General features: G+C 35.7%; 11 protein-coding genes and 1 pseudogene. 7 read left to right on the forward strand and 5 right to left on the reverse strand.

What is annotated here, in order from left to right; genetic code table 11:
• Nucleotides 1-554: 554 nt before the first annotated feature.
• Nucleotides 555-1,226, reverse strand: a complete 672-nt coding sequence (locus tag ACIQ32_RS09840; protein WP_396195516.1) for a DUF4294 domain-containing protein — start codon at nt 1,224-1,226, stop codon at nt 555-557.
• Nucleotides 1,227-1,306: 80 nt separating this feature from the next.
• Here ACIQ32_RS09840 and ACIQ32_RS09845 point away from each other — a divergent pair, with 80 nt between their 5' ends.
• Entirely contained in the window at nt 1,307-2,395 is a 1,089-nt protein-coding gene (locus tag ACIQ32_RS09845; RefSeq protein ID WP_396195517.1) for a M42 family metallopeptidase, read from the forward strand.
• Nucleotides 2,396-2,454: 59 nt separating this feature from the next.
• On the opposite strand, the gene ACIQ32_RS09850 is transcribed toward ACIQ32_RS09845, so the two are convergent.
• On the reverse strand, nt 2,455-2,931 hold the full coding sequence (locus tag ACIQ32_RS09850; RefSeq protein WP_396195519.1) for a hypothetical protein: 477 nt from the start codon (nt 2,929-2,931) through the stop codon (nt 2,455-2,457).
• 389 nt (nt 2,932-3,320) lie between these two features.
• Nucleotides 3,321-4,268: a phosphoribosylaminoimidazolesuccinocarboxamide synthase gene (locus ACIQ32_RS09855; protein WP_396195521.1), complete on the reverse strand. Its 948-nt coding sequence runs from the start codon at nt 4,266-4,268 to the stop codon at nt 3,321-3,323.
• 114 nt (nt 4,269-4,382) lie between these two features.
• Between ACIQ32_RS09855 and ACIQ32_RS09860 the strand changes: the two genes are divergently transcribed.
• Nucleotides 4,383-5,387 carry a hypothetical protein gene (locus ACIQ32_RS09860; RefSeq protein ID WP_396195523.1) on the forward strand — a complete coding sequence of 335 codons (1,005 nt, stop codon included), beginning with the start codon at nt 4,383-4,385 and terminating at the stop codon, nt 5,385-5,387.
• A gap of 32 nt (nt 5,388-5,419) precedes the next feature.
• Here ACIQ32_RS09860 and ACIQ32_RS09865 read toward each other — a convergent pair whose 3' ends face one another.
• Nucleotides 5,420-6,373 carry a PhoH family protein gene (locus ACIQ32_RS09865; protein ID WP_396195525.1) on the reverse strand — a complete coding sequence of 318 codons (954 nt, stop codon included), beginning with the start codon at nt 6,371-6,373 and terminating at the stop codon, nt 5,420-5,422.
• Nucleotides 6,374-6,496: 123 nt separating this feature from the next.
• Here ACIQ32_RS09865 and ACIQ32_RS09870 point away from each other — a divergent pair, with 123 nt between their 5' ends.
• The 5 genes from ACIQ32_RS09870 (at nt 6,497) to dnaN (ending at nt 11,263) form a co-directional block, all read left to right on the forward strand.
• Entirely contained in the window at nt 6,497-7,321 is an 825-nt protein-coding gene (locus tag ACIQ32_RS09870) for an S-adenosyl-l-methionine hydroxide adenosyltransferase family protein (RefSeq protein ID WP_396195526.1), read from the forward strand.
• Between the two features lie 20 nt (nt 7,322-7,341).
• The gene (locus ACIQ32_RS09875; RefSeq protein WP_396195528.1) at nt 7,342-7,638 is read left to right on the forward strand and encodes a putative quinol monooxygenase; all 297 of its coding nucleotides are present in this window, start codon (nt 7,342-7,344) and stop codon (nt 7,636-7,638) included.
• A 36-nt stretch (nt 7,639-7,674) separates the two neighbouring features.
• Nucleotides 7,675-8,400, forward strand: coding sequence for a gliding motility-associated ABC transporter permease subunit GldF (gldF, locus tag ACIQ32_RS09880; RefSeq protein WP_396195529.1), 726 nt, complete (start codon nt 7,675-7,677; stop codon nt 8,398-8,400).
• Nucleotides 8,400-10,082, forward strand: coding sequence for a gliding motility-associated ABC transporter substrate-binding protein GldG (gldG, locus tag ACIQ32_RS09885; RefSeq protein ID WP_396195531.1), 1,683 nt, complete (start codon nt 8,400-8,402; stop codon nt 10,080-10,082). Before gldF ends, gldG begins: the two co-directional genes overlap by 1 nt.
• 62 nt (nt 10,083-10,144) lie before the next feature.
• Entirely contained in the window at nt 10,145-11,263 is a 1,119-nt protein-coding gene (dnaN, locus tag ACIQ32_RS09890) for a DNA polymerase III subunit beta (protein WP_396195532.1), read from the forward strand.
• Between the two features lie 55 nt (nt 11,264-11,318).
• On the opposite strand, the pseudogene ACIQ32_RS09895 reads toward dnaN, so the two are convergent.
• A pseudogene (locus ACIQ32_RS09895) lies at nt 11,319-11,517 on the reverse strand (universal stress protein); the annotation flags it as partial.

Below are 11,517 nucleotides of genomic sequence, written 5' to 3' on the forward strand. Positions count from 1 at the left end.
ACGGCTGTCAATTCAATATGTCTATGAACGTATTCTTCTTTTTTAATACCACTTTCATTCTCAAAGCGGGTGCAAAAGTAAGCATCTTTTTTAAACTAACAAGCAAATTCTAAAATATTTTTTGAATTTATCTTCTTGTTGTTGATTTTCAAAAAATAAGGATTGCTAAGATAATTGCTTTTATTAGTTTCCGCAAATTTTTAAATAAAAATCTTCTTTCTTTTTATCAACAAATCTTAAGAACGATACTTATATTTACTGTAAAAGTTATACTAACTGTTATTAGTAAATAGCCAGTTTGGCTTGATTGCGGGTGCAAAAGTACTACAGTTTTCCGCTTTTGCAAATGTTTTCAAATCATTTTTTGAAAGTTTTTTGCAAGTGGTTGGTTTTATGATTTTTGGGTGGAAATATTTTTTTGAAAGTTTACAAATAAAAGAAGACCATTCCTGTTTTAGCCCCGATTGCAGAGAAAATCTCGTCTTTTGGGACGAGATTGCAACGGAAAGCGGGAATATGGTTTACTGATAAAGACTATCGATTCGCTCCAAACTTTACTTTTTTTTGGCTTGTTGTTCCCAATACTCCGTAAGTTCGTCGATATCAATTGGAGTAGCCGGTTTTTGACGCGGCAACCTACCTCGATTAAAAGCTCTGTCGAGGATGGATTCTATAAGGAAATCTTCATTTACCTCATAGGGTTGGTATTTTGATTTGAGATTGATATCGAAAAGTTTGGCTGTATTGTTGGACCAGAAGGCTTTCCAGCCGCTTTTGTAATCTTTAATTAGCTCGAAAGTGGTAAAACCGGTTTGACGATGGATTAATTTGACTAGGATTTGACCTTGTTTTCGAGAGAGCTTTTTTAATTGGGCTGTGAATTCACCTTCCATGTAGTTTTCTACCAACTTAAAGTATTTCTTCTTTTCCTTGTTGGTTTTCATTTTGTCGATGTTTTTATTGAGCGCGGTTAAACGATCGGCAGCTGTTTTGGCGTAGGGATAAACTTTATACACCCTATTTTGGAGCAATAAGAATTGTTTTTTTTCTTCCGGACTTAATTGACTTCTGTAAATAACAACTTCTTCTAATAGTATGGGATCTTTGACTACCGTGTCATTTTCCTCTTCTGCCACATCTTTTTTAACAATAGAATCAATAGCAATTTGGGCATTACTGTTAATACTAAGCAACAAAATGAAGGCTAAAAAAAATAACTTTTTCATGGATTACAATTATTAGGGTAAAAATATAGAATATCCTTTACAACTGTAATGCCAAATTTATATTTTAGCAAAAAAAACAGATGGCAACAAAAAGTATATTGAACAAATCCTCATTATCATTCTTAGAAAGTTATTTGAATAACGCTTCGCCTACCGGATATGAATCGAGCGGACAAAAGCTTTGGATGGACTACTTAAAACCTTATGTGGACACTTTTATCACTGATACTTACGGGACTGCAGTTGGAGTTATTAACCCTGATGCGCCTTATAAAGTAGTGATTGAAGGCCATTCAGACGAGATTTCCTGGTATGTGAATTACATCACGGATAACGGCTTGATTTATGTCATTAGAAATGGTGGTTCTGACCATCAGATAGCGCCCTCAAAAAGAGTCAACATTCACACCAAAAAAGGCATTGTAAAAGGCGTATTCGGATGGCCTGCCATTCACACTCGCAATCGTGGCAAGGAAGAATCGGCAACTTTACATAATATTTTTATTGATTGTGGTTGTGCTACCAAAAAAGAAGTGGAAGCCTTAGGCGTTCATGTAGGCTGTGTGATTACCTATCCGGATGAGTTTATGGTGTTGAACGGCAACAAATTTGTTTGTCGAGCGATTGACAATCGAATGGGTGGATTTATGATTGCAGAAGTGGCTCGATTGCTTACAGAAAATAAAAAGAAATTACCCTTTGGGCTTTATATTACCAATTCTGTTCAGGAGGAAGTTGGTTTGCGCGGTGCTGAAATGATTACCAAAACCATCAACCCCAATGTAGCTATAGTTACCGATGTTTGTCACGACACTTCTACTCCAATGATTGAAAAGAAGATTGAAGGTGATTTAGAAATGGGCAAAGGGCCCGTGATTGCTTATGCTCCGGCAGTTCACAATACTTTAAGAGACTTAATAGTAAATACAGCAGAAGCCCAAAAGATACCGTTTCAAAGACATGCCACATCAAGAGTTACCGGTACAGACACCGATGCTTTTGCTTATAGTAATGGCGGCGTTCCATCGGCGTTAATTTCATTGCCCTTGAGGTATATGCATACTACTGTTGAAATGGTACACCGTGAAGACGTAGAAAATGTAATCAAACTGATATACGAAAGTTTGTTGAAAATTGAGAATAATGATTCCTTTTCGTATTTCAAATAACCTTAAATTGAAAAAGCATCCTCTACGGATGCTTTTTCGTTTTCACTAATTAACCAAAATTACAATTTAACATCAACCGGTATAGCTGTATCATTTAAATTTACCTTGATACATTGAGCAGTACGGTTAATTTTTTCAAAATCTAAAGGAAAGACTTCTTCAGAAATATTACTTTCGATTATTTGATTGTCTTCCTGAATTTTATCCAAAACTGACATTTCTAAACACAAAGGTTGGTATACTTCTTCTTGTGCTTCGGTTAATAATTTATCTTCATTAATAACTTCTTGCATTGGTTTACTGTAATCCGTTTTGAATACTGTTTCAGGATTAAAAATGGCGGTATCACCGGTATTATCCGCTTTGCTAATTTTAAACGAAATGATGTCTGACAAATTCAGATTGAGTTGTTGTTTGGTTTCTACAGTAATTGTAGTCACTTCTTGTTGCATTACTTCTTGAGCTTGCAATTCGTTTGCTTTAGTAGTTGATACTGTTAATAAAGCAAGTCCTAAAAACATAATTGTTGATTTCATAATGATTGATGATTTATTGATGATGATTTATTGATTGTTATTAATATCCTATGCAAATATATATCTAAAAACAAGTATCTTGTATTGCATAGTACTTAAATTTAACATTTTTTTAACTTTTATGATTTTGTAATTAATTGATTTTTAGGGATAAAAGACCAAAAAACACTTTTTGCACTATAGTAATTGTTGACTGTTAGGTAAACTAATGATAAAAAAATCCCTGAAGTAATAGTAATTATTTGCATAATGCTTGACTAAAATTAACTGCCTATAGGACGACAACAGAACAGTTTTCGTTGCATTAAAAACAAACAATAACATAAGTTTAACAATGAGCATAAAAAAAGCCGCATGATTAAGCGGCTTATTTACTGTGATGAATAAGATTAGGAATTGAGGAACTGCAAAACATTTTTTTCTATCCTATCCTGAATATTTGAGATATCAGCTTTAAAGAATGATTCCCCGATAATATTTTCATATAGTTCGATATATCGCTCAGAAACAGTTTGGATATACTCATCAGACATATCAGGAATTTGTTGGCCTTCTTTTCCTTGAAATCCGTTTTCGATTAACCATCTTCTCACAAACTCCTTAGACAATTGCTTTTGTTCTTCGCCTTTGTCTTGTCTTTCTTGATAGCCTTCTGCATAAAAATAACGAGAAGAATCGGGAGTGTGGATTTCATCAATTAAAACAATCTGACCGTCTTTGGTTTTACCGAATTCATATTTAGTATCTACTAAGATTAAACCTCTGGCAGCGGCAATTTCGGTACCGCGTTGGTATAATGCCCTGGTGTATTGCTCTAAAATCAAATAGTCATCTTCAGCAACAATACCATTAGACAAAATAGCTTCTCTGGAAATGTCTTCATCATGTGAACCGTTATCTGCTTTGGTGGTCGGAGTTATAATAGGGGTTGGAAATTGATCGTTTTCTTTCAAACCCTCGGACATTGTTACACCACAAAGTTCTCTTTTACCACTCGCATATTCACGGGCTGCATGACCGGATAGGTAACCTCTTATAACCATTTCTACTTTAAAAGGTTCACACAAATGACCGATTGCTACATTAGGATCGGGCGTAGCGATTAACCAATTTGGCACTATATCAGCAGTAAGTTGCATAAACTTAGTGGCGATTTGATTCAGAATCTGTCCTTTATAAGGGATTCCTTTGGGCATAACCACATCAAAAGCCGAAAGGCGATCTGTGGCTATCATAACCAAAAGTTCATCATTAATATTGTAAACCTCTCGGACTTTTCCTCTGTAAACAGATTTTTGACCGGGAAACCGAAAATTGGTAGAAGTAATTGTATTCATAGTGTTGTGTTGTTGTGGTTGCAAAAGTAATTTGTTTTAAAGTGATAGACAACAGATGAGTAAACTTTGTAAAAAAATTATAATATTGCATCGTAAAATAATAGATGACATATTTTGATTAAAAAATCATTCATAACCTTATTGGTTATCGGTATTATAATTGTTGGAATTTTAAATTACAGAGTTCCTTTTTTCAAACCTGTTGGAGGTCCGTGGTCCATTGGTTTTGGATTTTCTTCCACTTATCCGGACAAAATTGATTTTAAAAAAAATAAAATCTACAGCTTTGAGCAAGTCAAAAAACATATAGATAGTACTCAATTTATAGCAGATCCTTTTTTTATTAAAGAAAAAGACTCCTTTTACATTTTCTTTGAACACAAAAAAGTCAAAAATTATTTTGCCGTTGTTGGTTTACTGACTTCAAAAGACGGTCGTAATTATCAATATCGTGGCACAGTATTAAAAGAGCGCTTTCATTTGTCGTATCCTCAAGTTTTTAAGTATAAAAACGAGTTTTACATGCTGCCGGAGAGTCAAGGCGCTAATCATGTTTTATTGTATAAAGCCCATAACTTCCCTTTCGGTTGGAAAGTTTGTGACACACTTATTCATAATATCAGATTAAAAGACCCAACAATTTATTTATCAGACACGCTCAATATTTTGGTAGGCAGCAATAAAGACTTTAAAATGCAAATGTACCAATCAAACGATTTACAAGGCAATTGGGCTTTACATAAACGTTCTGTAGTGATGGAAGGCACTGAATCACGTCCCGGGGGAAGGATTTTTGCCGATAAAAACGGATTGCTTTTACCGGTTCAAAGTTGCTACAAAGGCTATGGTTCCGGCCTTTCTATTTACCGACTGAAGTTCAAAAATAAGCTGTATGATGTTAAAAAAGAAAAACACCTACTGCTGCAATCTCAAAAAAACATAAAAGAGTTTACCGCAGGGATGCATCATTTAGACATCCAGAAAATAGAGGATAAATATTATTGTGTTTACGATGGAAACCAATTACAACATAACGAAAAAATCTTCAATTACAAATCACCATTACTCTTGAACTATTTGGATTGTAAAGATTGGTTTCGACAAAACTTAGTCAATTAAACAAAGCCTTATCAAACGATAAGGCTTTGTTATTAATAATCGTTGTTTTCAATGCTCTTATAAGCATCAATCACCTTTTTCACTAATCGGTGTCTTACTATATCTTTATCATCTAAATAAATTATCCCAATACCTTCGATGTCTTTTAACACCAAAATAGCCTCTTTTAATCCGGAAATAGTGCGTCGAGGCAAATCCACCTGACCGGGATCACCAGTGATAATAAATTTTGCATTTTTTCCCATACGGGTTAAAAACATCTTCATTTGGGAATGTGTGGTGTTTTGGGCTTCATCTAAAATCACAAATGCATTGTCTAAAGTTCTGCCCCGCATGAATGCCAAAGGTGCAATTTGAATAATTCCTTTTAAAATGTAATCTTCTAAAGTTTGAGGAGGAATCATGTCGCGCAAAGCATCGTACAATGGTTGCATGTACGGGTCTAATTTTTCTTTCATGTCACCAGGTAAGAATCCTAAATTTTCACCGGCTTCTACAGCTGGACGTGTTAAAATGATTCTTTTTACTTGCTTTTCCTTTAAAGCTTTCACTGCCAAAGCTACTCCGGTGTAGGTTTTACCGGTACCGGCCGGACCGACAGCAAACACCATGTCGTTTTTGTTGACGTAATCTACCAGTTTTTGCTGGTTAGGTGTCATTGCCTTAATCAGTTTTCCTCCTAAACCATGCACCAAAATTTTATCGTGATCGGGCATGCGTTGTTCTTCCTGAGAATTACTTTGAATTACGCGGTCAATTACATTGGTGTCAATATTATTGTATCGGGTAAAATGCAACATCAATCGGTTAAATCGGTTCTCAAACTCATCCAATTCTTCTTTCTCCCCAAAAGCTTTCAAGGTTGTCCCTCGAGCTACAATTTTTAACTTAGGATAGTATTTTTTAATCGTTTCAAGATGAGTGTCTTGTGCGCCCCAAAATTCTTTTGGAGCAATGTCGTGTAATTCAATGATACGTTCGTTCAAAAGCAGTAGTATTAAATTAAAAAAATCGCTAGATAATTGTTAGCTTTGTATCCAAATTTAATCAATTAAAAGGTTAGGTTTTATTATTTTTGAGCCCAATTTCAATCAAGTTATAAACAATCTATGTCAATAATTACCTTAACCACTGATTATGGATTAAAAGACCACTTTGTGGGTGCTTTGAAAGGTAAGCTATTGTCAGAACATCCTGAGGTCACTGCAATTGATGTTTCGCATCATATTGACCCATTTAACATAGTGGAAGCGGCTTATATAATTGGCGCTGCATACAGCAGTTTCCCAAAAGGAACTGTTCATTTGATTGGTGTTGATATCGAATTGAACGATAACAACCAACACATCGCCATGCAGTGGAATGACCATTATTTCATTTGTGCCGATAACGGAATTCTGAGCATGTTGGTCCAAAAAATTGTTCCTCAAAAAATAGTGGCGATTAATATTCACGACCGATTACCAAGTGATGCCACCGACTTAGACGTGTTTGTAAAAGTAGCTTGTCATTTGGCCAAAGGCGGTTTGCTGAATGTTATAGGAAAAGAAATCAAAACCATCAAAGAAGTAACCGAATTACAAGCGATAGTTCAGGAAAACCTCATCAAAGGTTATATTGTATATCTTGATCATTTAGGCAATGCCGTGACCAATATTTCAAAGAAAATGTTTTTGGAAACCGGCAAGGGCCGACCTTATGAAATTAATTTCAAAAGCCAAAGTATCAAAACCATACTGCCTAAATATTCCGACATAGTGGTTTCCGATAAATATACTTGGAAAGATTATGAAGGTGAGAAATTAGCGATTTTTAATGAAGCCGGTTTTTTGGAGATTGCCATTTTCAGGAGCAATCCTGACACAGTAGGTTCGGCCACTTCGCTTTTAGGTTTACAATACCGGGATTTGGTTACTATTGAGTTTAAAAGTTAAGAAATCAATAAAAGGATAAGATGTTTGTCAGAATTGTAAAGATGAGTTTTCACGAGGAAAATATTCCGAAGTTTTTGGAAAATTTCAATTTAATCAAAGAAAAAATACGAAATGCGCCCGGAAACCGTTTACTAGAATTGTATCAGGACAAAATCAATCCCGAAATTTTCTTTACCTACAGTTATTGGGAAACGGAGGAAGATTTAGAAAACTACCGAAAATCGGCCTTGTTTGACGAGGTTTGGACATTTACCAAACAACTCTTCAACGACAAACCGGAAGCGTGGAGTGTGGATAAAGTGATCAGTATTCAGTAACCAGTGTTCAGTGAAAACACTAACAAAAAAATATAAATGAAATCAATCGCATTACGAGAAATAAAATCCTTTTTTGGCTCACCAATCGGATATTTGGTGATTGCCATTTTTTTGTTGCTCAACGGACTTTTCCTATGGGTTTTTGACGGGGAATACAACATCTTACAAAGTGGCTTTGCCGATTTGAGTCCGTTTTTTACTTTAGCACCGTGGATATTAATTTTCCTGATTCCTGCTGTGACCATGCGGAGTTTTTCGGATGAAAAAAAACAAGGCACGATTGAGCTTTTACTGACTAAACCTTTGTCGATTTGGCAAATTGTAAACGGTAAATTTTTAGGTTCCTTTTTGTTGATTGTAATTGCGTTAATTCCAACTTTGGTTTACGTTTACGTAATTTCAAGTTTGGGTTCTCCGGAAGGCAATATTGATATGGGAAGTACTATGGGCTCGTATTTCGGACTCTTATTTTTAGTGGCTTCATACACTGCTATTGGTATTTTTACCTCAACCCTATCCGAGAATCAGATTGTAGCTTTCTTGGTTTCCGTATTCTTATGTTTCTTATTTTATTATGGATTCGAAGGTGTTTCCGGTTACCTCATCGGATTTGAAAATACCGTAGCTAAAATAGGGATGGATTATCACTTTAAAAGTATGTCACGAGGCGTTTTAGATACTCGTGACGTTTTGTATTTTGTAAGTGTTGCCTTTTTGTTTTTATCGTTTACCGTATATAAATTAAAATCCTTGAAATCGTGATGAGTAAGCCAAAAAACGACTTTAAAAAAATAGCCCTTACTATACTTTTTGTAGTAGTGCTCAACTTTGCCGGGCATTTTGCTTTCCATCGATTTGACTTGACAGCTGATAAGCGCTATACACTTTCCGAAACTTCCTTAAACATTGTAAGCGAAGTACAAGAACCGCTTTATATCGATGTATTCTTGGAGGGTGAATTCCCCGGTGAATTCAAAAAATTACAAACTGAAACCCAACAATTATTAGAAGAATTCAAAGCCGAAAATCCCAACATCATTTTTCAATTTGTAAATCCATTAGAAGAGGAAGAACAAAGAGAAACAACCATTCAATCTTTTTTGGAGCGTGGTTTGACTCCCGTGAATGTTACGGTAAACGATAAAGGCCAACAAACACAAGAAGTTGTTTTCCCTTGGGCGGTAGCTACTTGCGGCGATCGTTCGGTTAAGGTGCCTTTGTTAAAAAATATGATGGGTGCTTCTACCGCTGAGAAGGTTATAAGTTCGGTTCAGCATTTAGAATACGCACTTGCAAATGCCATCAATACAGTTGCCAAAGCCAAACAGAAAAAAGTGGTTATTTTAAACGGAAACGGCGAATTACAAGATCGTTACATAGCCGACTTTATCAAATCTGTGAGAGACAATTACTATATAGGGCCATTTACATTGGATTCAGTGGCTAAAAGTCCGAATGAAACTTTAAAATACTTAAAGAAATATGATTTGGCTGTCATTGCCAAACCTACCGAAGCTTTCACCGATGCCGAAAAACAAGTAATCGACCAGTTTATTATCAATGGCGGAAAGACACTTTGGTTGGTTGATCAAGTAGCGATGGAAATGGACAGTTTGTACAATGAAACCGGAACCAACTTGGCTTTTCCAAGAGATTTAGGTTTGAATGATATGTTCTTCAAATACGGTATTCGAATGCGTCCTGATTTGATTTTCGATTTGCAAAATACACCTATTGCCCTAGCCACCGGAGAACAAGGCAGCGCAACGCAGTACACTCAATATCCTTGGTTTTTTTCACCCTTAATTTACCCAACTTCTAACAATCCGATTGTGAGCAATTTGGATGGGATTAAATTTGACTTTGCCAATCCGATTGAACTTTTGGGGAACAATATCAAGAAAACAGTTTTATTGCAATCCTCACAAGTTTCCAAATTGATTGGAACACCTTCGCAAGTTAGTTTGGACATGGTTTCACTTCGTCCTGAACAAAAAGAATTTGTTGGCAAAGGCAATTACCCGGTAGCGGTTTTGTTAGAAGGACAATTCCACTCTGTTTACGAAAACAGAATTTTACCCTTTAAAGAAGCAAGCTTTAAAAACTCGGGAACAACCAATAAAATGATAGTCGTTTCGGATGGCGATATCATCAAAAACCAATTAGACAAAAATGGGCAACCGCTTGAATTGGGGTACGACAAATGGACCAATAATTTATATGCCAACAAAGAGTTTATGATGAATTGTGTGAATTATTTGCTGGATGATAACGGACTTATTAACATTCGAAGCAAAGAAGTTGATTTGCCATTATTAGACAAGCAAAAAGTGTATGACAATTACACCCAATCGCAAGTCGTAACTGTAGCAATTCCAATAGTAATCTTGCTGCTGTTCGGCGTAGCCTTTACCCTTTTACGCAAGCGCAAATACAGCAAGTAATGTTAATAAAAAACTTTTTGAAATCTGTTAGTTTAAGATATATTTGTAAAAAATAAAATACAATGAAGTTTATAGTATCGAGTTCATACTTATTAAAACAACTACAAGTTTTGGGTAGTGTTATCAACAGTAGCAATACCTTGCCTATTCTAGATAATTTCCTATTCGAATTAAACAATAAAACTTTAACTGTTTCGGCTTCTGATTTAGAGACTACCATGTCGGCTACTTTAGAAATCGATTCCACCAGCAAAGGCAGTGTTGCAGTTCCGGCGAAATTGTTGTTAGACATCCTAAAAACATTTCCGGAGCAACCTTTGACTTTTACGGTAGAAGAAAACAGCACCATCGAAATCAGTTCTAACTCCGGAAAATATGCGATTGCTTATGCTCCAGGAGAAGAATTCCCAAAATCGGTTAGTTTGGATAATCCATCCTCAACAATAGTTCCGTCTGAAGTTTTAGCTACCGCGATAAGCAAAACCATTTTTGCTGCCGGAAACGATGACTTGCGTCCGGTAATGAGTGGTGTGTTTTTTCAATTCTCTCCGGAAGGTTTGATTTTCGTGGCCACTGATGCTCACAAATTAGTAAAATATGCCCGCACGGATGTGAAAGCATCACAAGTGGCAGATTTTATTATGCCGAAGAAACCTTTGAACATTTTAAAAGGAATTTTGGGAACTTCAGAATCTGACGTCACTATTGAATACAATGATTCAAATGCGACTTTCTCTTTTGACAGTTACGTATTGACTTGTCGCTTGATTGACGGAAAATACCCTAACTATGAAGCAGTTATTCCAAAAGAAAACCCGAATAAGTTAATGATCAACCGAGTACTTTTATTGAACTCTGTTCGTCGTGTTGCCATTTTCTCCAACAAAACCACACACCAAATTCGTTTAAAAATTGCGGGTGCCGAATTGAACATTTCTGCAGAAGACATCGATTATTCAAACAAAGCAGAAGAGCGTTTAACTTGTGATTACCAAGGTGATGATATGCAAATTGGCTTCAACTCCCGTTTCTTATCTGAAATGTTGACCAACTTACAGTCGGACGAAATTATGTTGGAAATGTCCATGCCAAACCGCGCCGGAATTCTTACTCCAATTGATGGTTTGGATGAAGGAGAAACCGTAACCATGTTGGTTATGCCGGTAATGCTGAACAATTAAAATACACTAACCTTTATACCAAAAAGCGTCTCAATTCAAATCGAGACGCTTTTTTTTATTCGTGGAAAGCTAAAATCGGTGTTGGCAAATAATAAGATAATTTTTGAGTAGTGGTAGTGGTAAATAATGATACAAAGAAATTGCGCTTGTAAGTCAGCATAGCCAACATATCAATTTCCTGACTAACCAAAAAGTCTTCAATAGTTTCTTTCACATCTTCGTTTGGAATGATAAAAAACTGCAATCTTTCTTCA

Source organism: Flavobacterium sp. (genome assembly GCF_044373165.1).
Classification (GTDB): domain Bacteria; phylum Bacteroidota; class Bacteroidia; order Flavobacteriales; family Flavobacteriaceae; genus Flavobacterium.

Bases quoted from the DNA above. Each gene is read 5' to 3' on its own strand.
- ACIQ32_RS09850 (WP_396195519.1), bottom strand. From the start codon at position 2,931: ATGAAATCAACAATTATGTTTTTAGGACTTGCTTTATTAACAGTATCA.
- gldG (WP_396195531.1), top strand. From the start codon at position 8,400: ATGAGTAAGCCAAAAAACGACTTTAAAAAAATAGCCCTTACTATACTT.
- ACIQ32_RS09870 (WP_396195526.1), top strand. From the start codon at position 6,497: ATGTCAATAATTACCTTAACCACTGATTATGGATTAAAAGACCACTTT.
- ACIQ32_RS09840 (WP_396195516.1), bottom strand. From the start codon at position 1,226: ATGAAAAAGTTATTTTTTTTAGCCTTCATTTTGTTGCTTAGTATTAAC.
- ACIQ32_RS09875 (WP_396195528.1), top strand. From the start codon at position 7,342: ATGTTTGTCAGAATTGTAAAGATGAGTTTTCACGAGGAAAATATTCCG.
- ACIQ32_RS09855 (WP_396195521.1), bottom strand. From the start codon at position 4,268: ATGAATACAATTACTTCTACCAATTTTCGGTTTCCCGGTCAAAAATCT.
- ACIQ32_RS09845 (WP_396195517.1), top strand. From the start codon at position 1,307: ATGGCAACAAAAAGTATATTGAACAAATCCTCATTATCATTCTTAGAA.
- gldF (WP_396195529.1), top strand. From the start codon at position 7,675: ATGAAATCAATCGCATTACGAGAAATAAAATCCTTTTTTGGCTCACCA.
- dnaN (WP_396195532.1), top strand. From the start codon at position 10,145: ATGAAGTTTATAGTATCGAGTTCATACTTATTAAAACAACTACAAGTT.